The 22,035-nt window shown below is 65.1% G+C and carries 23 protein-coding genes; 18 read left to right on the plus strand and 5 right to left on the minus strand.

All coding sequences use genetic code 11. From position 1 onward, the window contains the following. Positions 1 to 97: 97 nt before the first annotated feature. Positions 98 to 772 carry a hypothetical protein gene (locus A7K61_RS07120; RefSeq protein WP_011871451.1) on the minus strand — a complete coding sequence of 225 codons (675 nt, stop codon included), beginning with the start codon at positions 770 to 772 and terminating at the stop codon, positions 98 to 100. 104 nt (positions 773 to 876) lie between these two features. Between A7K61_RS07120 and A7K61_RS07125 the strand changes: the two genes are divergently transcribed. From A7K61_RS07125 to A7K61_RS07205, 17 genes are all read left to right on the plus strand, one after another. Continuing rightward, the gene (locus A7K61_RS07125; protein WP_017514686.1) at positions 877 to 1,779 is read left to right on the plus strand and encodes a bacteriophage abortive infection AbiH family protein; all 903 of its coding nucleotides are present in this window, start codon (positions 877 to 879) and stop codon (positions 1,777 to 1,779) included. Between the two features lie 136 nt (positions 1,780 to 1,915). After that, complete coding sequence (locus tag A7K61_RS07130; protein WP_009876602.1) at positions 1,916 to 2,296, plus strand: RAQPRD family integrative conjugative element protein; 381 nt, start codon at positions 1,916 to 1,918, stop codon at positions 2,294 to 2,296. Then, positions 2,293 to 2,526, plus strand: coding sequence for a TIGR03758 family integrating conjugative element protein (locus A7K61_RS07135; protein ID WP_009876603.1), 234 nt, complete (start codon positions 2,293 to 2,295; stop codon positions 2,524 to 2,526). Before A7K61_RS07130 ends, A7K61_RS07135 begins: the two co-directional genes overlap by 4 nt. Positions 2,527 to 2,542: 16 nt before the next feature. Then, on the plus strand, positions 2,543 to 2,902 hold the full coding sequence (locus A7K61_RS07140) for a TIGR03745 family integrating conjugative element membrane protein (protein ID WP_009876604.1): 360 nt from the start codon (positions 2,543 to 2,545) through the stop codon (positions 2,900 to 2,902). A gap of 12 nt (positions 2,903 to 2,914) precedes the next feature. After that, positions 2,915 to 3,325, plus strand: coding sequence for a TIGR03750 family conjugal transfer protein (locus A7K61_RS07145; RefSeq protein ID WP_003158639.1), 411 nt, complete (start codon positions 2,915 to 2,917; stop codon positions 3,323 to 3,325). Beyond that, on the plus strand, positions 3,322 to 4,011 hold the full coding sequence (locus A7K61_RS07150) for a PFL_4703 family integrating conjugative element protein (RefSeq protein WP_009876605.1): 690 nt from the start codon (positions 3,322 to 3,324) through the stop codon (positions 4,009 to 4,011). The genes A7K61_RS07145 and A7K61_RS07150 overlap by 4 nt, the downstream gene beginning before the upstream one ends. After that, positions 4,008 to 4,925, plus strand: coding sequence for a TIGR03749 family integrating conjugative element protein (locus A7K61_RS07155; protein ID WP_009876606.1), 918 nt, complete (start codon positions 4,008 to 4,010; stop codon positions 4,923 to 4,925). The genes A7K61_RS07150 and A7K61_RS07155 overlap by 4 nt, the downstream gene beginning before the upstream one ends. Then, entirely contained in the window at positions 4,915 to 6,345 is a 1,431-nt protein-coding gene (locus tag A7K61_RS07160; RefSeq protein WP_011871453.1) for a TIGR03752 family integrating conjugative element protein, read from the plus strand. The genes A7K61_RS07155 and A7K61_RS07160 overlap by 11 nt, the downstream gene beginning before the upstream one ends. Beyond that, positions 6,326 to 6,766 carry a TIGR03751 family conjugal transfer lipoprotein gene (locus A7K61_RS07165; protein ID WP_003158644.1) on the plus strand — a complete coding sequence of 147 codons (441 nt, stop codon included), beginning with the start codon at positions 6,326 to 6,328 and terminating at the stop codon, positions 6,764 to 6,766. Before A7K61_RS07160 ends, A7K61_RS07165 begins: the two co-directional genes overlap by 20 nt. Next, entirely contained in the window at positions 6,766 to 9,648 is a 2,883-nt protein-coding gene (locus A7K61_RS07170; protein WP_009876609.1) for a conjugative transfer ATPase, read from the plus strand. The genes A7K61_RS07165 and A7K61_RS07170 overlap by 1 nt, the downstream gene beginning before the upstream one ends. A 13-nt stretch (positions 9,649 to 9,661) precedes the next feature. After that, positions 9,662 to 10,426, plus strand: a complete 765-nt coding sequence (locus A7K61_RS07175) for a DsbA family protein (protein WP_011871455.1) — start codon at positions 9,662 to 9,664, stop codon at positions 10,424 to 10,426. 184 nt (positions 10,427 to 10,610) lie between these two features. Then, on the plus strand, positions 10,611 to 11,105 hold the full coding sequence (locus tag A7K61_RS07180; RefSeq protein WP_009876611.1) for a JAB domain-containing protein: 495 nt from the start codon (positions 10,611 to 10,613) through the stop codon (positions 11,103 to 11,105). Positions 11,106 to 11,263: 158 nt separating this feature from the next. Then, positions 11,264 to 11,710: a TIGR03757 family integrating conjugative element protein gene (locus A7K61_RS07185; protein ID WP_011871456.1), complete on the plus strand. Its 447-nt coding sequence runs from the start codon at positions 11,264 to 11,266 to the stop codon at positions 11,708 to 11,710. Next, a complete protein-coding gene (locus A7K61_RS07190) occupies positions 11,707 to 12,654 on the plus strand; it encodes a TIGR03756 family integrating conjugative element protein (protein ID WP_009876613.1) in 948 nt (315 codons plus the stop codon). The genes A7K61_RS07185 and A7K61_RS07190 overlap by 4 nt, the downstream gene beginning before the upstream one ends. Positions 12,655 to 12,723: 69 nt before the next feature. Further along, positions 12,724 to 14,061: an integrating conjugative element protein gene (locus A7K61_RS07195; RefSeq protein WP_009876614.1), complete on the plus strand. Its 1,338-nt coding sequence runs from the start codon at positions 12,724 to 12,726 to the stop codon at positions 14,059 to 14,061. Continuing rightward, entirely contained in the window at positions 14,058 to 14,417 is a 360-nt protein-coding gene (locus tag A7K61_RS07200) for a hypothetical protein (protein WP_009876615.1), read from the plus strand. Before A7K61_RS07195 ends, A7K61_RS07200 begins: the two co-directional genes overlap by 4 nt. 15 nt (positions 14,418 to 14,432) lie before the next feature. Continuing rightward, the gene (locus tag A7K61_RS07205; RefSeq protein ID WP_009876616.1) at positions 14,433 to 15,950 is read left to right on the plus strand and encodes a conjugal transfer protein TraG N-terminal domain-containing protein; all 1,518 of its coding nucleotides are present in this window, start codon (positions 14,433 to 14,435) and stop codon (positions 15,948 to 15,950) included. A 13-nt stretch (positions 15,951 to 15,963) separates the two neighbouring features. Here the strand turns inward: A7K61_RS07205 and A7K61_RS07210 are convergent, their stop codons facing one another. Genes A7K61_RS07210 through A7K61_RS07220 form a run of 3 tightly spaced genes read right to left on the minus strand, consistent with a single transcriptional unit; the run spans position 15,964 to position 17,144 of the window. Further along, on the minus strand, positions 15,964 to 16,341 hold the full coding sequence (locus A7K61_RS07210) for a DUF3742 family protein (RefSeq protein WP_011871459.1): 378 nt from the start codon (positions 16,339 to 16,341) through the stop codon (positions 15,964 to 15,966). A 27-nt stretch (positions 16,342 to 16,368) separates the two neighbouring features. Further along, on the minus strand, positions 16,369 to 16,827 hold the full coding sequence (locus tag A7K61_RS07215) for a type II toxin-antitoxin system YhaV family toxin (RefSeq protein ID WP_009876618.1): 459 nt from the start codon (positions 16,825 to 16,827) through the stop codon (positions 16,369 to 16,371). Next, positions 16,827 to 17,144 carry a type II toxin-antitoxin system PrlF family antitoxin gene (locus A7K61_RS07220; protein ID WP_009876619.1) on the minus strand — a complete coding sequence of 106 codons (318 nt, stop codon included), beginning with the start codon at positions 17,142 to 17,144 and terminating at the stop codon, positions 16,827 to 16,829. The genes A7K61_RS07215 and A7K61_RS07220 overlap by 1 nt, the downstream gene beginning before the upstream one ends. A gap of 305 nt (positions 17,145 to 17,449) precedes the next feature. On the opposite strand from A7K61_RS07220, the gene mobH reads away from it, so the two are divergent. Then, positions 17,450 to 19,294 (plus strand): MobH family relaxase, encoded by a 1,845-nt coding sequence (gene mobH, locus A7K61_RS07225; RefSeq protein WP_009876620.1) that lies wholly within the window; start codon positions 17,450 to 17,452, stop codon positions 19,292 to 19,294. A gap of 80 nt (positions 19,295 to 19,374) precedes the next feature. Here mobH and A7K61_RS07230 read toward each other — a convergent pair whose 3' ends face one another. Continuing rightward, positions 19,375 to 22,026, minus strand: a complete 2,652-nt coding sequence (locus A7K61_RS07230) for an excinuclease ABC subunit UvrA (protein WP_020924950.1) — start codon at positions 22,024 to 22,026, stop codon at positions 19,375 to 19,377. Positions 22,027 to 22,035 lie beyond the last annotated feature (9 nt).

Here is a 22,035-nt window from a genome sequence, read left to right on the forward strand (position 1 = left end):
GGCATCGTAGGCACCGACGTCGTTGTGCGAAGGCTCAGACGCGGCCGAGGATGGTTCACTAGGTGGCTCGCCATCGGCGGGCAGATTGGCGCATCGCTTAGTCATGGGTCATTTCAAGAATTTCATCCACAGCGGCCGCAATGACACGGTCCGGTGCCGAAGCGAGTAGATCCTGGGGACGATTTCCACCCAGGAAGCTGTTTTCGGAGCGGAACCAATAAGCCATGCCCCAGCCGTCTTTGTGTCCTTCGAAGGTTTCAATCACTTTGGCCAGCGATTTCAGTGGACGGAAACCAGCGTCACGATCCAGCCCGTAGTCCGGAAAGTAATCGATGCCACCGTGGTTGATAGCGAAGATTTGGCGTTGCTTCTTCCACTTATTGGGCTGAGCGCTCGGGTTCCGGGTGCTCAGTTCCGCGAGTTGTGCGATGTTCGCGGCGGTCAACCAGTCTCCACTTTCCAACACCGCCTTACGCGCCTGCACCAGCAGGCTCGCTTCCTTGAGCAGCCGGGGCGACAGCGGATTGCGCGGCACGAGCATTTCTGCCAGCCGTTCGAGCGATTCGCGGTCCTGACGTTCAAGCAGCACCTCGAACATGGATGAAGCGACGTTGGTGAAGTTTTCCGCCAATGCCGCGAAAACACTGGGCTTGATGTGGTCGAACGCCACCACCAGCACGTGGTCAGCCTGCGACCGAGCGAGTTGAGCCTGAATCTCTTTGGGCGTACCCACAAGGGTCGACACGCCGAGACGGTCTGCAACGACGCTCATGACTGACTCCTCAAATGGGTTATTTACGCTATTTGATATTACTATATCGACCATAACCTTCAATGCCCAGACACTTCGGATTCTTGGGACCTAAGGAGCACACCGTGCACCCCACCACGCTTTATGTAGTCGGCAATGGATTCGACCTGTGGCACGGCATTCCATCGGGCCTCGGACAGTTCAAGGAGTATGTCCTGGCCACAGACCGGGACATTCATCGCGAGGTCGAGGACTACCTTCCAGCCGGAGACGACTGGTGCGACTTGGAATTAGCCCTGGCTGAACTGGATGCCGATATGCTGGTCGACAACTTGGGGCACTTCATGGGGGCCTATGGTGCCGAGGACTGGAGTGATTCAGGGCACCACGACTTTCAGTACGAGGTGGGGAACGTCGTCGAGCGACTGTCCAAGGGGCTTCGGACGCGCTTTGCCGAATGGATCCGAGACTTGCCCATCCCGACACACGACACCGCCCCGCGACGGCTTGCGACGCTGGATCCACAGGCGCTGTTCCTGACCTTCAACTACACGAGCACGTTGGACACTCTCTATGGCATCGATCTGGCACGTGTTCTGCACATCCACGGCCGATCCGATGCGGCAGACGATGAGTTGGTCTTGGGCCACGCCTGGAATCCCCAATCCCGCCCCTCGCTCAACGACCGTCCGGATATCGAGGAGATCGATACCCGGGTGGCTGAAGCCAACGACATCATCGACGACTACTTCTCAGCCACCTTCAAGCGTTCCGAGGAACTGATCGCCCAGCATAGGACGTTTTTTCAGGCGTTGGGAGCCATCCAGAAGGTCGTCGTGCTTGGCCACTCTCTGTCCCCCGTGGATGCGATCTACTTCCAGGCGCTCCTTCAGCAGCCCAGCGTTGCCGCGGCGCGATGGACAGTCGCATGCCGCAGCAAACAAGAGTGGCCTGATAAGGAACAACGGCTCGTCGCCCTGGGTTTGTGGCCGGGTGCTGGACAGCCATCTTCTTGGGACGCACTGTAGAACAAAGCGTCGTTCGCTCCTGTATTTGCGGATCGCTGCGCACCTAATCCGGTCGGCCCCAGTTCCTATTGTTTGTGGCCTAAAGCAGCCCTGATCTCCACGATCAAGCCATTGCTGATTTCACAGGAATGGCGCGATGTTGGCTCCGATCTGGCTGCGCGCCGCGCATCGCGGCGTGCCCACTTTTCTCGTGACGGCCCTCCTGCTGGGCCAGTCCCCGATGGCGTTGGCCGAGCCCCCCACGCAGCGCCAGGAACTGGTCGCGGCGCTGCGCCAGCTCGACGCGCTGGAGCGCACCGTCGCCGACAGCGCCGCGCATGCCCCCATCCAGCCGGGAGAGCGCTACCACTTCGATTACCCGCGGCTGCTGGCTGACCTAGCGCGCGTGCGCGCCGGTATCCAGGCCCACCTCTCACCTTCGCGTGCCCAGCCGCGCGACCCCTCCGAACTGGCCGGCGACTACCGCACTGAGCGGGCCGTCGAGCCATCGCCGACGACCGCGGAGGTCAAGCCATGAACGGCGCCCAGGTCTCGGCATTTCAAGCCAACAGCGGCATCGCGCCTTCCGCGATGGCGACCGTCTTGGTCGGCGTCGTGTTCGCGGTCCTGCTCGTCTGGGGCGTCTGGGCCATCCGAACGGCCTACGTGGGGTGGTCCGAGAGCCACCTCAACCAGCGCCAGTTCCTCGGCGTCTGCATCCGCTTCGTCGCGATGTACCTCGTCCTGAGTTTCTTCCTCCTCTCCTGACCTGAAAGGCCTGACCATGCAAAACCGCATCCTCACTTCCCGTTTTGTCCAGCGCGCCACCGTGGCTCTGGGCGCCGCCGCGCTGCCCGCGCTGTCGTTCGCGCAGGGGTTGCCGCAACTGGAGAACCCGACCCGCGGCACGGGCAACGGCATCATGGAAACGATCAGGAACTACGGCTACGACATCATCATGCTCGTGGCCCTGCTGGTTGTGGCGTCGATGTTCATTGGCGTGTGCTACCACGCCTACGGCACCTACGCGGAAATCCACACTGGTCGCAAAACCTGGGGCCAATTCGGCCTCACGGTCGCCATCGGCGCGGTGCTGCTCGTGATCGGCATCTGGCTGCTCACCGAAGCCACCGGCATCCTGTAAGGCGAGGCCGGTATGTCCGAGCAGCAGCACGTCCGTGCTGACGGGACGGTCACGTTCCTTCCGCACCGGCTCAACCGCCATCCCGTTGTCGTGCGCGGCCTCACCGCCGACGAGCTGTGGATCTGCTGCGGCCTGTCCGGCGCCGCCGGCCTGCTGGTCGGTGCGCCGCTGTCCTGGGTGTTCCGCACGATCGCGCTCGCGCCCACGTTCGTCGTGCTGGGCGTGGCCTTCGGCGTGTTCATCGGGGGCGGCATCCTGCGTCGCCTCAAGCGTGGGCGTCCCGACACCTGGCTGTATCGGCAACTCCAGTGGCGCATCGCCACGCGCTATCCGCTGGTGGCGGGCTGGGTGGGCGGCCATGTGCTGATCTCACGCTCCGGCTTCTGGACCACCCGAAGGTCTGCTGCAAGGGGGGCACGATGAGCCGCTTCAAGAACGAGATCACCCATCTGCAGGCGCACATCAAGACGCTTCGCCTGGGTGCTGGCGCGCTGGTCATCGTCGCCCTGGTCATGGGCGGCGGCTGGTGGAGCGCTCCGCGCGACCTGACCATCCACGTCCCGCCTGATCTGCGCTCCGGCAGTACCCGCAAGTGGTGGGAAGTGCCGCCCGAATCGGTCTATGCGTTCACGTTCTACGTGTTTCAGACCCTCAACCGCTGGCCGACGAATGGCGAAGAGGACTATGCGCGTAATCTCCACACGCTCTCGCCGTACCTCACCCCATCCTGCCAGGCCTTCCTGCGGGCGGACTACGACTATCGCCGCTCCACGGGCGAGCTGCGTCAGCGCGTGCGCGGCATCTACGAAATCCCCGGTCGCGGCTACGGTGACGACCCCACGGCGCGCGTGCGCGTGGTGTCCGACCGCGACTGGGTGGTGACGCTGGACATCACCGCAGACGAGTACTACGGGGCGGAACAAGTCAAGCGGGCTTTGGTGCGCTACCCCGTGAAAGTCACGCGGGTGGACATCGATCCCGCTCGCAATCCGTTTGGCCTGGCGCTCGACTGCTACGAGGGTGCGCCCCAGCGCATCAGCACACCGGAGCCGTCGCGCCCGGCACCTGGCGGCCTGTCTCCGCAAGCGCCTCAAGGAGAAACCCCATGAAGCACCTTGTACTCGCACTGCTGGGGCTGCTGGCCGTCGCCTCGGCTCCTTTTGCCCAGGCCGTGGAGATCCTTCGCTGGGAACGCATGCCCCTGGCCGTGCCCCTGCGTGTCGGGCAGGAGCGCGTCGTGTTTATCAACCGGAACGTCCGCGTGGGCGTGCCCGCGGGCGTCGGCGAGCGCTTGCGGGTGCAGAGTGCGGGCGGCGCGGTGTACCTGCGCGCGAGCGAGCCGATCGAGCCCACACGGCTGCAATTGCAGGATGCCGACACGGGCGCGCTGATTCTGCTCGATATCGCGGCCGAGCCGGCCAAGGACGGCGAAGCCGAGTTGGAGCCGGTGCGCATCGTCGAGGGCGACAGCGCCCCGACGCGCTATGGCGATCAAGCCGACGGAGCAGACGACGCCCCGGCGCGCGCCCAGGACCAGGCAGGCGCGCGGGCAGCGCGGCGTGAAACCCCGGTTCCGGTCGTGCTGACGCGCTTCGCCGCGCAGAACCTCTACGCACCGCTGCGCACCGTGGAGCCGCTGCCGGGCGTCATGCGGGTGAACCTGCGCCGCGATCTCGACCTCGGCACGCTGGTGCCGACGCTGCCGGTGCGCGCAGTTGCGCTCGCCTCGTGGCGTCTGGAAGACCAGTGGGTCACAGCCGTGCGCCTCACCAATAGCAGCGGCGGCTGGATCACCCTGGACCCGCGCGTGTTGCAGGGCGATTTCCTCACCGCCACCTTCCAGCACGAAGCACTCGGCCCGCGCGGGACGCCAGAGGACACGACCGTCCTGTACTTGGTGACGCGGGGGCACGGCCTCGCGCAATCGCTGCTGCCGGCGATCAACCGCTTCGACCCAGCCGTGCATCTGCCGCAGCCCGAAGCCGAGGCCACCGACGACAAGGAGGCCCGCCATGCGCAGTAACGGACTCCTGAAGTGGTTAATGATCCCCGTGGCCCTGCTGGTGCTGTTCGTCGCCATCCGGCTGTTTTCGGGTGGAGGCTCGTCGGCGCCGCCCGCTGCGGATGCCGGCGCCAAGCTCACGCCGGAGGAGATGAAGGCGCTGGGCATCGAGGGCGATACCCCCCGCGATACCGTGGCGACGCTCGTGGCGCAAGTGAAGCAGTTGCGCACCGAACTGCAGACGGCGCTGTCCGACAACAAGTCCCAGCGCGAAGAGAACCAGCGCCTGCGCCAACGCGAGAACTCGATCGACCAGCGCATCAATTCGGCGCTGGAGACCGAGCGCTCCAACCTGCGCCGCGACCAGCAGCAGGCAGCCAGCGAACGCCAGCAGACCGAGGGACTGCTCGCCGACCTGCAGCGGCGCCTGGAAGGCATCGGCGGGCGCGGCGGCGGCCACGCCGATCTACCCGTGGGCCTGGGGCTGCGTAACGGCGACGAGGCAGGCATGGAAGGCGGCGTGCGCTGGGTCGAGCCGGACGACGCGAAGCCCGCTGATGGGCGTAACGGCAGTCGCGGCACGGGTGGCGGCATGAGCTTTCCGACGAGCTTCGGCCCCGCGCAGAGCACGCTGGAAACCACGGCACAAACCGTGGCGAACGCGGGCGCCCGCGCCGCAGGCGTCAAGAGCGCCAAGCCGGTCTATACGGTGCCGACCAACTCGACGCTGATGGGATCGGTGGCAATGACGGCGCTGATCGGCCGCGTGCCGATCGACGGTACGGTCAACGATCCGTATCCGTTCAAAGTCCTGGTCGGTCCCGACAATCTCACGGCAAACGGTATCGACATTCCCGACGTGGCGGGCGCCGTGTTTTCCGGCACGGCCTCGGGCGACTGGACGCTCTCTTGCGTGCGCGGCCAGGTGCGCAGCATCACCTTTGTGTTCCATGACGGGACCATTCGGACGATTCCCGAAGACCGCGACGGCAACCAGCAGAACAACCAGCAGCAGAACTCTCAAAGTGGGGGCCTGGGCTGGATCAGCGATCCCTATGGCATTCCCTGCGTCAGCGGAGAGCGGCGCAGCAACGCCCAGCAGTACCTCGGTTCGCAGGCGCTGATCACCGCGGCGGGTGCTGGCGTGGCCTCGCTCATCGACAGCGACAGCGGTCAGATGTCCTACGTGGGCGCAGACGGTTCCATCGGCAGCGTCGGCATTTCCAGCAACGAGGCCGTAGGTCGCATCCTGGCCGGTGGCGTGCGCGACATGGCCGATTGGGTGAACAAGTTGTACGGCCAGGCCTTCGCCGCCGTCTATGTCCAACCCGGCGCAAAGGTCGCCGTCCACCTCGAAAAGCCGCTCGCCATCGATTTCGATCCCGAAGGTCGCAAGGTCGATCACCGTGCAGGAGAAAGCCATGCTCTCGAACTTGAATAAGGGCCTGGCGCTGGCCCTTGCCGTCGCGGTGCTCGGCGGCTGCGCCACCAGCAAGGAAAAGCTGCTGCCCCACGGCGACAGCACGATGATGGACATCTGGCAGCAGAACGCCGGTGACGGCGGCGGTGGCGCCGGCCAGGTGGCACGCAGGCAATTGCTCGACGCGCGCCAGAGCCTGCGCCGGCCGCTGACCGAGATGGATGTACAGGCCGCGCCCGCCGAGCAGATGCGCTACACGCGCACAGCGCGCAACGAGGTCTATCGCCAGTTCCAGCGCCTGCCGAATCCCGACCTGGTGATGTACGTGTACCCGCACCTGGCAGGCACGGACCCGGTGCCCGTGCCGGGCTATACGACGGTTTTTCCCTTGTACCAGCGCGTGCAGTACGCCATGCCGGGCGAGCGCGTGGAGGACTACTGATGCGCTGGAAACTCCCCTGGCACAAGTCGGCCGCGCCGAAGCTGGCCGCATCCGGCGCAGGCGATGACGAGCGGCCGGAGGGCTGGCAACGCCACGTCGAGGCCTTGCGCCAGGCCGGCATCCCAGAACCCGGCACGGCGGTCCATGGCCGCAGGCCGGCGACCGTGGCCGACGAGCAGGCGCTGTACGACGTCGCGCCGTCGTTCGCGGAATTCCTGCCCTGGGTGGAGTTCCTGCCCGATTCGAAGTCCATGCTGCTGGAAGACGGGCAATCGGTCGCGGCATTCTACGAGCTGGTGCCGCTGGGCACCGAGGGCCGGGAACCCGGCTGGCTCGCGCATGCCCGCGACGCCTTGGAGAACGCGCTCCAGGACTCGTTCGATGAACTGGACGAGAACCCCTGGGTACTCCAGCTCTACGCCCAGGACGAACCCAGCTTCGACCAGTACATGCAGACCCTGCGCGACTACGTGCAGCCGCGCGCCCGCAATACGGCTTTCACCGAGTTCTACCTTCGCTTCTTCGGACACCACCTGCGCGCGGTAGCGAAGCCGGGCGGGCTGTTCGAGGACACGGTGGTCACGCGGCTGCGTTGGCGCGGCCAGACGCGGCGCGTGCGCATGGTCGTCTATCGCCGGGCCACCGGGCAGGCGAGCCGCCGCGGCCAGACGCCCGAGCAGATGCTGAACATCGTCTGTGATCGCCTGTGTGGCGGGCTGGCGAACGCCGGCATCCAGGCCCGGCGCATGGTCGCGGCCGACGTCCATGACTGGCTACTGCGGTGGTTTAACCCGCGTCCCACGCTGCTCGGCCCTGGGGTCGAGGACCGCGAACGCTTCTATGCGCTGGCACGCTACCCCGACGAGACAGAAGACGGTGAGATCGAGCTGGCGAGCGGACGGGATTTCAGCCAGCGGCTTTTCTTCAGCCAGCCACGTTCGGACGCGGAGCACGGCACCTGGCACTTCGACGGCATGCCGCATCGTGTGCTGGTCACTGACCGGCTGCGCATGCCGCCCGGCACGGGGCATTTGACTGGCGAAACTCGCAAAGGCGATGCGATCAATACGCTGTTCGATCAGATGCCCGAGGACACGACGATGTGTCTGACCATGGTGGCGACCCCCCAGGACATCCTCGAATCGCACCTGAACCACCTGGCGAAGAAGGCAGTCGGCGAAACACTGGCATCGGAACAGACGCTCAAGGATGTGCAGGAGGCCCGCTCGCTGATCGGCAGCGCGCACAAGCTGTACCGGGGAACACTGGCGTTCTATTTGCGCGGCCGGGATGAAGCCGAACTGGACCGGCGCGGCCTTGATCTGGCGAACGTGATGCTTAACGCCGGTTTGCAGCCCGTGCGCGAGGACGATGAAGTCGCGCCTTTGAACAGTTATCTGCGCTGGCTGCCGTGCTGCTACAACCCGAGCCAGGATCGACGGAACTGGTTCACCCAACTGATGTTCGCCCAGCACGTGGCGAACCTCTCACCGGCCTGGGGCCGCAGCCAGGGCACGGGCCATCCGGGTAATACGTTCTTCAATCGAGGCGGCGGGCCGATCACCTTTGACCCGCTCAACCGCCTGGATCGGCAGATGAACGCGCACCTGTTCCTGTTCGGCCCCACCGGCTCCGGCAAAAGCGCAACGCTCAACAACCTCTTGAACCAGGTCACGGCCATCTACCGGCCGCGCCTCTTCATCGTGGAAGCCGGCAACAGCTTCGGCTTGTTCAGCGATTTCGCCAAGCGCCTGGGCCTGACTGTGAACCGGGTCAAGCTGGCCCCTGGCTCGGGCATCAGCCTGGCGCCGTTCGCCGACGCGCGTCGGCTGATCGAAACGCCGAGCGACGTGCAGACGCTGGATGCCGATGTGCTGGACGAGGACATGCCACCCGATGCATCGGCCATGGAAGCGGACGAGCAGCGCGACGTACTCGGCGAGTTGGAAATCACCGCACGGCTGATGATCACCGGCGGCGAGGATAAAGAAGAGGCCCGGATGACGCGGGCCGATCGCTCGCTCATCCGCCAGTGCATCCTCGACGCCGCCGAGCATTGCGTGGCCGAGAAGCGCACGGTGCTCACGCGCGACGTGCGCAACGCGCTGCGCGAGCGCGGCCAGGACCCAACGCTGCCAGAGATGCGGCGCGTGCGGCTGCTGGAGATGGCAGATGCCATGGACATGTTCTGTCAAGGCACCGATGGCGAAATGTTCGACCGCGACGGCACGCCGTGGCCCGAGGCCGACATCACCCTGGTCGATCTGGCGACCTATGCCCGCGAAGGCTACAACGCGCAGCTTTCCATCGCCTACATCAGCCTGATCAGCACGGTGAACAACATCGCCGAGCGCGACCAGTACCTGGGCCGCCCGATCATCAACGTGACCGATGAAGGGCACATCATCACCAAGAACCCGCTGCTCGCGCCCTACGTCGTGAAGATCACGAAGATGTGGCGCAAGTTGGGTGCCTGGTTTTGGCTCGCGACGCAGAATATCGACGATCTGCCGCGCGCCGCGGAACCCATGCTCAACATGATCGAGTGGTGGATCTGCCTGTCGATGCCGCCGGACGAGGTAGAGAAGATCGCCCGGTTCCGCGAACTCTCGCCCGCGCAGAAAGCGCTGATGCTTTCGGCGCGCAAAGAGGCGGGGAAATTCACCGAGGGCGTCATCCTCTCCAAGAGCATGGAAGTGCTGTTCCGCGCCGTGCCGCCGAGCCTGTACCTCGCGCTCGCGCAAACCGAACCCGAAGAGAAGGCAGAGCGCTACCAGCTCATGCAGCAATACGGCTGCACCGAGCTGGAAGCAGCTTTCAAGGTCGCCGAGAAGATCGACCAGGCACGCGGCATCGAGTCGCCGGCCTTGGAACTGTCGTAAGCCGGAGAACACCATGGAGCAGAAGCGTCCTTCCATTCCGATACAAGTCCAGGCGTTCCGCCGTCGCCACAGGCGGCCCCGCTGGCCTTGGGCCTTGACTGCTGCGCTGGTCGCGCTGCTGCTGATCTGGCTCGTGTCCCGGTCGCCCGGCGAATCCTCATCGCAGTCGCCCACGCCGGCTAGCACGGCGCAGATGGCCGGGCCGCCCTGGAAAATGGGCAACCCCGAGGGCCGTTTCACACTGACGCTCTATGCCGATCTGGAATGTCCGTTCTGCCGGGAGTACTTCCCGCAGCTCAAGCGCTGGGTCGGCAGCAACGCCGACGTGACCCTGCAATGGCATCACCAGCCGCTGGCTGCGCACGAGCCGGCCGCGTTGGCCGAGGCGCGTCTGGTCGAGTGCGTCGCCGAAGCCGGCGGGCATGCTGCCTTCTGGCGAGCCGTCGAGTGGGTCTATGCCCACACGCGCAGCGACGGCCTGGGACTGCCCGATGGCCTGCGCTACCCCGAATCGACGCCGGCCGTCGAGCAGTGCATGGCAAGCGAGCGGGTCGACGCGGCCATCCGCGCCCAGGCCGCGGAAGCCACGAAAAGCGGCGTGACGGCCACGCCGTCGCTGCGCCTGCTCGATCGCCAGACGGGTCAGTCCATCCTGCTGCAGGGACCGATCGAAGGCGATGCCTTGCTGTCGGCCATGGACATGCTGTCCGCTGATGAACCACCCGCCACACCCGCCACCGAAATGCCTGCCGACGTTGTCGGCGACATGCCCAGGTAGCCCGCGGTCCTTGAGGCTACGGCGCAGTCTTCTGCGCTGACCGCTCCCCGTTCGCTCCGCATCCTGGCCGCGAACAATCACCTCTGCGTGGTGGTGGATGCACCTTGTTCCGTTGTTCTCATCCCCAGGAGGGCTTGCCCTCCCAGGGCGTGCGCCCTCTGATCTCATCATCCGGAGGTTCGCCATGTCTCTCGTCGTCAATGACTCCTGCGTGGAGTCGCTTTCCGCTGTCGCAGCCCAGCGTGAGGACTGGATCATCCAGCAGGCTATCGCGCTGCTGGAGAGACGGATCTTCAAAGTCGGACCGTGCCTCAGCCGACCGGCCGCCGTGCGGGACTACCTGCGTCTAAAACTGGTCGCTGAGCCCAACGAGGTATTCGCAATCGTTTTCCTGGACAGCATGCACCAAGTGTTGGCCTACGAGCCGATGTTCAGGGGCACGATCAATTCGACTGCGGTCTATCCCCGTGTCGTCGTGCAGCGTGTATTGGAGCTGAAAGCCGCCGCAGTGGTCTTCGCGCACCAGCACCCCTCGGGTGTCACTGAGCCGTCGAGCGCCGATCGTGCGCTGACCCAGCAACTGCAGGCAGCGCTGGCGCTGATCGATGTTCGGGTACTGGATCACATCATCGTTGGCCAGGGGATTCCGTACTCCTTCGCGGAGCACAGCTTGCTGTAGCGCATCGTTCATTGATCACAACGGGGGCTTCGGCCTCCGTTTCTTCCTTGCCCCGAAGCAAGCAGGTATGCGGGGTGTCCGCGATGCGCATTGTTTGTGGGGGCTGCACCGGATTCGGCGTTTGACTATGGCCCTGATCAACTTCCGGGGCACGTGTCATGCCAGCATCTTTTCCCAGGTTCGCGCCAAGCTGGCGAGCCCTTGGCCTGGCCGTTGCACTGCCGGTGTCCTTGGGTGTCTTTAGTCCGGCCACATTCGCTGCCGATGTGCTGGTCATCACCGACAGCCGCCATCCGGTCAAGACCATGGGCGGCGAGCGGCTGATCGAGCTGGACGAAGCGCACCGGATCGAAGCGGAGCTTTCTGCGGAACTGCCCGCCGAACCCGAGCAGGCGACCGCCATCGTCAAGCGCCGACTGAACAGCGGCGGCACCGATCTCCAACGCCGCATCGCTTCCGCCTACCAGGGCGTCACCGACGCGTGGAGCCTGGGCATCACCAGCATCCCGGCCGTCGTGGTGGATCAACGCTACGTCGTCTATGGCGAACCGGATGTGGCCCGCGCAGTCGCTCGCATCGAGCAGCACTGGAGGGCCCAGCCGTGACCCGCCCATTCGACCTGATGCGCCGCCTGCGTGCTGGCGTGGCGTCCGTTCTGCTGCTCAGCGCCACGGGCAGCTACGCGCTCAACACCGCAACCATCGTCGGCTCGGTGGCATCGCCAGACTGCCTCGAATACCGCGTCGTCGGGATCTGCTACTGGCTCTACTGCACCTGGACGGGCTGTACGGTACGCACGTCCATCAAGGTCCGCCACTACATCCCCGATGCGATCGTCTCCAGCTACAGCAACACCGGCGAAAACCCCTGGATCGAAGTCCGGCCGATGAGCACGCCCAACCCATCCGCCCAAACCGGCGGGGACGGAACGACGAACGAGGACCACGAAAACAACCTCGCCAAGTTCAAGAACGCGGACGTCATCGGGCACCCGGGCGTCGAGGTGTTCAACCAGTTCGTGTCGTCCTCGGGCTACTTCTGCGAGGGTGCGGGCACGGCGTTCATGCCGTACTTGCTCGGCACCCTGGACACGCTGGCCTGGCGCTACAACGTGCCCGAGATGGCCTACCCGGAGGCGCTAATTCCCGGCATGCGTGAGGTCGGTGCACGCACCACGATGAACCTCTGGGGCAACGTGTATCCCCGCGGGGGTTTCCTGCACCAGACCGACGACCACAAGGCCAGTGCAGTGGTGGCCCAGCGCGCAGGCGATGTCGTCACGCGCCGGGGACAGATCCACGTTTATCAGCCGCTGCTCGCCAACTCCCGCGATGGCTACTGGCCGGCTGGCGCGCTCATGGAGAGCGATGCCTCGACGGGCAAGTGGCAGGAACTCACGCCAGTCCTGTCCTCGTCCTGCTCGGTCTTCCCGCGCAGCGGCGCCCTGACACAGGCCCGGCAAGGCGATTACGCCTGGGCGCTGTGGCGGCCCTATGCGTGCTGCGAACGCCGGGGCCAGGTGTTTCTCGGCAGCGTCGATTTCCTCTGAGGTGGTGCCATGAAGTTCCGTCCTGCATTCAATCCGTTCTCCCGCCGGGTACGTCGCACGAGGATCGTCATGGCGGTGGCCGGTGCGCTCGCGCTGACGAGCGGTGTGGCCTGGAGCCAACTGGGCTACCAGACCGGCGGCAGTGTCATCGGCGATGACGTCATGTACTCGATCGGCGGCGGAAACGCCGTGTCGATGGGACGTGCGGCTGGCATGCGCTCTCTCGGGGTCGGCGTGGGCTGGAACAGCAACTTGATCTGCGGTGACATGAGCATCCAGACCACGTTGAAGAATCAGCTCAACGGCGTCACCAACGGCTTCCAGCAAATCATGTCATCGGTGATCCAAAGCGCCACCAGCGCGGTGGCGTCGTTGCCGGCACTGATCATTCAGCGGGCCGATCCCGGCCTCTACAACCTGCTCACCAATGGCGTGTTGCAGGCACGGCTCGATTTCGACCGCTCCAAGCTGACGTGCCGTGCCATGGCGGAGAGGATGGCCGAGACGGCGGGCGGGCAGCTCGGCTGGAGCCAGATGGCAGAAGGCTTGGCGCTGCGCGATGCGGTGTCGAGCACGGATGCGGTCTCGGCCGTCGAGCAGGCCGAGACGCGCCGCGGCAATGACGGTGTGCCGTGGGTCGGGGGCAGCAACGCGGGAGGCTCCGGCCAGCCCGCGATCAAGGTCGTCGGCGATGTCACCCGCGCCGGCTACAACCTGGTCAACGGCCGCGGCGTGACCGATACATCGTCCATCGCACCGACCAGTTGCAGCAGTCTCTCGTGCCAGACCTGGACCTCGCCGCAGGCCGCCGTCGAGTGGGCCACGCGCGTACTCGGCGAGAAGGAACAGCGCACTTGCGATGCCTGCACCAAGACCGAGACGACGCCCGGCGTAGGGCTGACGCCGTTGATCCAAGAAGAATACGACGCCAAGCTGCAGGCGCTCCAGGATCTGGTGTCCAAGGCGAAGAACACGACGCCCGAGAACCTGCGCGAGGCTGGCAGTGCATCGCTGCCCATCACCCGCGGCGTGATCGAGGCGCTGCGTGACGAGCCGGACCAGCACCTGCTGTCGCAGCGCCTGGCGTCCGAGGTCGCGCTGTCCTCCGTGCTGGAGAAGGCGCTGTTGCTACAGCGCACGCTGCTCACGGGCAAGAAAGAGCCCAACGTCGCGGCCAACGAGCTTGCGGTGGAGGCCGTGAACAAGGAGAGCGATACGCTCGACCGCGAGATCCAGAACCTCAAAACGGAACTGGAACTGCGCCGCGAGCTGGCCAACAACTCGCCGATGGCCATCATTCAGCGCCATAGCACGCGCGCTTCGGGTTCGCGCGGCATCTACGAGGGCGATCCGGTGCCCGACCGTCTCGACCAACTCCAGAAGGGCAATCCGGGAGGTCGGCCATGAGCGAGGCTCGCATGACTTGGCGTCCACTACGCTGGCTGTTCAGCCGGCACGCGGCGAAAACCCTGCTATGGCTTGTGCTGGTCGTGGCCGCCGCCGTAGGGGCCAACGTCGCGGGCATCTACCTGGTCGGCAGTGTCGCGGCCTGGGAGCGGTGGCTGGCGGCGTCCGCAGGGTATTTCTTCATCTGGCGACTGTGCCTGTACGGCGGTACGGCCTATGGATGGGTCTGGATGCGCCGTCGGCTGCTGGCCCGCGAAGACAGCACGCAGGCGCGACGTCGGCTGATCCGCGCAGAGGTCGCCGGCGTCCTTGCCATTGTGGCGCTCGAAGCCAGCCTGTTGATGCAGGCCGCTTGAGGGGAGATCGAGGCAATGACGCTTTTCACGACCGACTACCTGGAGTACTACCTCACCCTCGTGTCCTGGATCGTCAACAACGGCATCTGGGCCGTGCTGGTGTCCAGCGGGGTGTTTGCGCTGCCCTTTGTGGCGATCGTCATCCAGGAATGGCTCAAGGCCAGAGCGGAGGGCGCCGACGAAGGCAACAAGGGCGTGCTCTCGGCGGCGCGCATCGAGAACCGAGTATTTGTGGCCATCGTGGTCGTGATGTTCGCCGGCATTCCGTTCATCGACGTCGACCTCAGCACTATCCAGTACGACAGCTCGCGCTCGGCGCAGTGCCAGGTCAGCGTGCCGCAGCCCGCGCAAACTGGCTGGTCGCAGTCCTTCAGCACCATCAACAACCAGTCGGCGAAGGTTCCGGTCTGGTGGGCTTTCATGCACGCGCTTTCGCGCGCCGTCACGAGCGCCTCGGTGGCTGCGATCCCGTGCGGCACGGATCTGCGGCAGATGCGGATGGAGATCGATGCCACACGCATCGACGACCCGGTGCTGGCCCAAGAAGTGGCGGATTTCACGCACGATTGCTATGGACCGGCTCGCGCCAAATTGTTCATGGCGCGGCCGGAGCTGGACGAAACGCAGATGAACGATGTGACCTGGATCGGTTCGAGGTTTTTCACGGACACGGGCGGTTACTACGACAGCTACCGCTCTAGCACGGCGCGCGAGGCATGGCCCTATGACGACACCCGCGACGCTGGGCTTGCGCAGGTTGCCAATGGTGGCGGCTACCCGACCTGCAGGCAGTGGTGGTCCGACGGCAGTAACGGACTGCGCGCGCGGCTGCTGGGGCAAGTGGACCCAAGCCTGCTGAATCGCCTGGCGGGCTGGGCTGGATTCCTGAGCCGGGCCGAGGTGGACGACTCCGTGATCCGCGCCATCGCGTCACCGCGGCAGCAGAAATTGAACCAAGGCAGCGTCTATACGGACTACGGCGGTCAGATCGACAAGACATTGCCCAATGTCGTCAACCGTGCCACCAGCGATGTTGGCTTGGCGGTTGGGGCTCTCGCCGCCTTCCCGGCAATGGACGTAGTGCGCCAAGCACTGCCCATGGTGCTCGCGCTGCTCAAGATGGCGCTCGTGATCTGCATTCCGCTAGTGCTGGTCGTGGGCACCTATGACCTGAAGATGGTCGTCACCGTCAGCACCGTCCAGTTCGCGCTGTTCTTCACGGACTTCTGGTTTCAGCTCGCACGCTGGATCGACAGCACCATCCTCGATGCGCTCTACGGGTGGGGCTTTGGCTGGAACCGGCCGCATACCAACTTCGACCCGCTGGTGGGGCTGAACAATGCCTTCGGCGACATGCTTTTGATGTTCGTCACCGGCACGATGTTCTTGGTCCTGCCGACTTTCTGGGTGGCAGCGCTTGGGTGGGTCGGAGTAAAAGCCGGGGTAATCGCTCAGAACCTGGCTGTCGGTTCCAAGGAAGCACGCGACAGCGCGGGATCAGGCGTAAACAAGGTTACCGGCAAGGTGCTTTGATCGGTCGCCCATTTCAGTCGTTGAACGGATCGTTCGGGTCGTGCGGGTCGATCCGCTGACCGCTGGACGAATACAGGCCAAAGCCTGCCTCGCCGTTTCGCAGTTCGTCCGGTTGCGTCCAGCGATCATCATTGACCGTCGAATTGCTGGCCGTCCATGCTGCGGCAACCCCAACCAGAAGCACCAACGCCAGCCAGAACGCGGCGTAGAACAGCAATCCCAGCGCGACCAGCTTCACTACCCATACGAGCACGGTGGCCCCGGCAAGCGGCATCCCCTTGGAGGCGAGCCAACACGACAACCTTCGCTCGCCGCGCGCATAGGCGCGCCATCCACGGCCAACGCTGCGGCCGAGGCGTTCTGCGGTGCTGATGCGGGTTGTCGTGTTCATGGTCGTCTCCTGCTACATGAGGAATGCCTATTCCAGTTTGCTCCAATCCTGCTTGCTTGCCTGCACCAATACGTTCCAATCGTCTGGTGGATTTCCACGTCCGAGCATTTTCTCGAACACGGCATAGGGATCTGACTTGCTCCCCGAAGACCGCAAGGTCTGCTCATCATTGACCCAGGCGTACACGATGACCTTGGCCTTCGAGTCGTACCGGAAGAACAACCGGAACCGCCTTCCGATCTTGGCCCTTCGCCAGTGCCGGTGGGCCAGCCCCAGGGTGTTGCCCTGGCGGTACTCGTCGCGTGCCGGATCACCGGGCACCACATCTAATATCAACTGGTTCAAGGCCCGGAAGAGCTTGACGTTGGCGTTGGACTCGAAGCCCTCCGGGTCGTTCTCCTGCGCGCGCCGTGCGGCTGCGTGCAGCTTCTGCAACTGCTCGATCACACAGTCGTGGAACAGCAATGCCCAGCCATGCCGTTGCATCAGAGTTCCACTTCGCCGTCGATTTCCTCGTCCAGCTTCACGCCGTGACCCGCTTGCTCCAGCATGGCGCGAGTTAGATCCTCGGGCAGACCATGGACGTTCCGGCCCGCCTCGATGTCGCGGGCCAGCAGACTCAGGAACGCACCGATGGCGGGGTCCTCGTGCTCGGCGTCGGCACGGGTCACGACGACTTCTCCGTCACGCAGGTCGAACGCAACCTTGCCGCCGGCATCGACACCGAGCGCCTGCCGGATGGGCTTGGGCAGCGTGATCTGGCCTTTGGAGGTCAGCGTGGCAACTTCATGAATGGCAGGCATGGCCGTTCTCCTAATAGCGATGCCCTGATGGTAAGGAATATTCCTTACCATGTCAATATGGGGTCTCATGGCGTCCTCCCGAGTCCAAGAATCGGCCCATCGTAGGGCGGGAACACCAAGCCTTCACGCATCAATCCGGCCCGCCGAACCTCGCATTGGCCGTGGACGGTCAATGCCCCACGCCCTATACCCAAATGGTTAAAGGCTAAAGGGCCGAAAGGGCAAGGGAATGGGGTGCAAGGGGAAAGGCCCTACCTCGAAAAGGCGAAAAGGCCCCCCGCTCGGCCCACCACCAGGACACCCGCATGCTCTTTCTGTTCCAGCGGAAACGACCTCCGGTCGCTGCCGCTCCGTCGCCAGCGCCCGCCCTCGATCTCCCGAAAGGGCTGCTGCGGCCCGAGTCGGCCGCATCGCTGCTGGCCACGCCGCGCCGGCAGAAGCTGCTGGAATACATCTGGCAGCGCACCTCCCTCTCGCGCAAGCAGTTCGTCACCCTGTACCGCACGCCGCTGGAACGATATGCCGAGCTGGTCCAGCAATTTCCCGCTTCCGAAAGCCACCATCACGCTTACCCGGGCGGCATGCTCGACCACGGCCTGGAAATCGTCGCCTACAGCCTGAAGCTGCGCCAGTCCCATCTGCTGCCCATCGGTGCCAGCCCCGAGGACCAGGCGGCGCAGTCCGAGGCCTGGACCGCCGCCGTCGCCTACGCGGCACTACTGCACGACATCGGCAAGATCGCTGTCGATCTGCACGTCGAACTCGCCGACGGCAACACCTGGCATCCCTGGCACGGGCCGCTGCTCCAGCCGTACCGCTTCCGCTATCGTGAGGATCGTGAATACCGCTTGCATAGTGCTGCAACAGGTCTGCTCTACCGCCAACTGCTCGATCGGCACGTCTTGGACTGGCTCAGTGGCTACCCGGCGCTATGGGCCCCGCTGCTCTACGTCTTGGCCGGACAGTACGAGCATGCCGGGGTCCTGGGCGAGCTTGTCGTGCAGGCTGATCGCGCTTCTGTGGCTCAGGAGCTGGGTGGTGATCCGGCCCGCGTCATGGCAGCACCCAAGCACGCACTGCAACGCAAGCTGCTCGACGGGCTGCGTTATCTGCTCAAGGAAGAGTTGAAGCTGAACCAGCCGGAAGCCTCCGATGGCTGGCTCACCGAGGATGGTTTGTGGCTGGTGAGCAAGACGGTTTCGGACAAACTGCGCGCACACCTCCTGTCTCAGGGGATCGATGGCATTCCTGCGAACAACACCGCCGTGTTCAACGTGCTGCAAGACCACGGCATGCTCCAGCCCACCTCGGACGGCAAAGCGGTCTGGCGCGCGACCGTGACCAGCACGACCGGCTGGTCCCATTCGTTCACCCTGTTGCGTCTCGCTCCCGCGCTGATCTGGGAGTCTGGCGAGCGACCAGCACCTTTCGCGGGCACGGTAGAGATCGACGCGACGCCCGCGGAAAACGACGCCTGCATGTCGGCTCCCGCGCCTACCGTCTCGGTGAACCCAGCGCAGGGAGGTCAAGAGCCTCCGATTTGGGAGGGCGACAGCACCACCATCGTTTCACCGCCCGCAGCCCAGCCCGTGCCCGACGTCATGGAGGATTTGCTCGCGATGGTGGGCTTGGGTGAGTCGGCCGGCGTTGGCCAGGATGCCGAGGAGTTCCTCCACACCCCCGCGCCAGCAACAGCCGCGACGTCCATTCCATCGCCTGCACCTGCACCCGCGCCTACGCCTGGGTCATCGGCAACGAAGCCATCCGGGGAACAGTTCATGGTTTGGCTGAAGCAGGGAATCGCCTCACGACGGCTCATCATCAACGACGCGAAGGCACTCGTGCATACGGTGAATGAGACGGCCTACCTGGTCAGCCCGGGTGTGTTCCAACGCTATGCGCAGGAGCATCCCGAAGTGGCCGCACTCGCCAAGCAGGAGAATCAACAGGATTGGCAGTGGGTGCAGAAGCGCTTCGAGAAGCTGCAGCTACATCGAAAGCAGCCCAATGGCCTGAACATTTGGACCTGTGAAGTCACGGGCCCGAGGAAGTCCCGCCGACTGCATGGCTACCTCCTCGAAGATGGGTCCTTGGCACTCGCCGAAATACCGCCCAACAATCCCTATCTTGCTCTGACTCAGGAAGGATGACGCGATTCGGGCATTGATCGCCACCGTCGTGTGGCGACGATCAATGCCCCGCGAAAATTGGCAACATTTGGCGAACTGAGCTACTCGGCCCGCGCCAACTCCTGTGCAAGGAACGGAGCGGTTCTGCTGCCAGACGTTCGGGCCACCTGCTGAGGGGAGCCCGCCACCACGATGCTGCCGCCGGCAGCGCCTGCACCAGGCCCCACGTCGATCACCCAATCGGCCTGGGCCACCGCGCGCATATCGTGTTCGATCATCACTACGGTATTGCCGGCATCGACCAGGCGCTGCAACTGCACCAGCAGCCGGTCGGCGTCCGACGCATGCAGCCCGGTAGTCGGCTCGTCGAGCACGTACAGGCTTCGGCCGCGCTGGCTGCGCTGAAGCTCGGTCGCCAGCTTGATGCGCTGCGCCTCGCCACCGGAAAGCTCAGTGGCTGGTTGTCCCAGGCGCAGATAGCCCAGTCCGATGTCGCGCAGCAGTTGCAGGGGCCTTGCCACCGCGTCTTCACCCGCGAAGAATTCGCTGGCCTCGTCCACGGTCATCTGCAGCACCTCGGCGATGTTGCGCCCGTTCCACTGCACCTTCAGCGTGGCCTCGTTGTAGCGCGCGCCATGGCAGGTCGGGCACGGCGCGTACACGCTGGGCATGAACAGCAGTTCCACGCTAACGAAACCCTCGCCCTCGCAAGTCTCGCAGCGCCCCTTGGCGACGTTGAACGAGAACCGTCCGGCATCATAGCGGCGGCGTCGAGCATCGGGCGTGGCAGCGAACAGCTTGCGCACATGGTCGAACAGGCCCGTGTAGGTGGCCAGGTTCGACCGCGGCGTGCGCCCGATCGGTTTCTGGTCCACCTGCACCAGACGCTGTACGGCGTCCACGTCGCCCGCCAGATGGCCGCCGGTCGCTTCGATCACTGCCGGCCCTTCGCTGGTGGCGCTTTCGGCTACATCGTCTTCCGGCTCGTGGCCCAGGTGCAGCAGCACCAGCTCCGGCAGGGCCTGCGCGACGAGGCTGGACTTGCCCGAGCCGGAGATGCCGGTGACGGCCGTCAGCACGCCCAGCGGAATGCGCGCATTCACGCCATGCAGGTTGTGGCGGTGAATGTCCTGCAGCTCCAGCCAGCCGGTCGCTTCGCGTGCCCGGCTTCCCGGCGCGGGGATCTCATCGAACAGGTAGCGTGCAGTACGCGATTCGGCAATCTTGCGCAGGCCATCCGGCTCGCCGCTGTAGAGCACGCGGCCGCCACGCTCCCCAGCATCCGGCCCGACATCCACCAGCCATTGCGCGCGGCGCATCAGGTCCAAGTCGTGCTCCACCACGAACACCGAGTTGCCGGCGTCGCGCAGCCGGTCGAGCGCGTCGTACAGGGCCTGGCTATCGGAGGGGTGCAGGCCCGCGGAGGGCTCGTCGAGCACGTACACGACACCGAACAGCAGGGAACTCAATTGCGTGGCCAGCCGCAGGCGCTGCAACTCGCCGGCCGAAAGCGTCGGCGTGGCCCGGTCCAGCGTCAGGTAGCCCAGGCCCAGCCCACGCAGTTGGCGCAGGCGTGCCATCACGCCACCGGCCAGGCGCTGCGCGGCGAGGCGCTTTTCTTCCGATAGCGCCGAGGTGCGGCGCACGTCGGGCGATACCGCATGGACGGCGCGGCCGGAGGCCGCGCGTTCGGCACGGTCGCGTCGGGTCGCTTCCTTGTCCGTAGCCGCCCCCGCTGCATGGGCGCGGAAATCGCCCTGGGCGATGGGTTCGAGCAAGGCCGCCAACTGGTCCAGCGGCATCTGCATGAACGCGCCGATGTCCACGCCGGCGAAGGTGACCGACAGCGCCTCGGGCTTGAGCCGCTTGCCGTGGCAGGTGGGGCACGGTTTGCCCTCCATGAACCGGGACACGCGCTTTCTCATCAACGCGCTCTGGGTGTTGGCAAAGGTGTGCAGCACGTAGCGCCTGGCGCCGGTGAAGGTGCCCATGTAGCTCGGCTCCATCTTGCGCTTGAGCGCGGCGCGGGTTTCGGCGGGCGTGAAGCCGGCGTACACCGGCACCGTCGGTGTTTCCTCGGTGAACAGAATCCAGTCGCGATCCTTCTTCGGCAGGTCCTTCCACGGTCGGTCAACGTCGTAGCCCATGCTGACCAGGATGTCGCGCAGGTTCTGGCCTTGCCAGGCGGGGGGCCAGGAGGCGATCGCCCGCTCGCGGATGCTCAGGGAGGGATCGGGCACCATGATGGCCTCGGTCACCTCGTACACATGGCCCAGGCCGTAGCAGGTCGGGCACGCTCCCTGCGGCGTGTTGGGCGAAAAATCCTCGGCGTACAGCATCGGCTGGTTGGCCGGATAGGCGCCGGCGCGCGAATACATCATCCGCACCAGGCTGGACAAGGTGGTCACACTGCCCACGGAGGAACGCGCGTTGCTGGAGCCCCGCTGCTGCTGCAGCGCCACCGCCGGCGGCAGGCCGTCGATCGCATCGACGTCCGGCACGCCGGCCTGCTCGATCAGTCGCCGCGCATAGGGGGCCACCGACTCGAAGTAGCGTCGCTGGGCCTCGGCATAGATGGTGCCGAAGGCCAGCGAGGACTTGCCGGAGCCGGAGACACCCGAGAACACCACCAGCGCGTTACGCGGGATGGAGACGTCCACCTCCTTGAGGTTGTTCTCGCGCGCACCGCGCACTTCCACCATGCCGCTGGCCGCAGCGGTACAAGAGGATTCACCGAAAGAATTGTTTGGCAAGTTTTTATC

Origin of the sequence: Pseudomonas sp. AP42, assembly GCF_001728935.1 — a bacterium.
Lineage (GTDB): Bacteria > Pseudomonadota > Gammaproteobacteria > Pseudomonadales > Pseudomonadaceae > Aquipseudomonas > Aquipseudomonas lactis.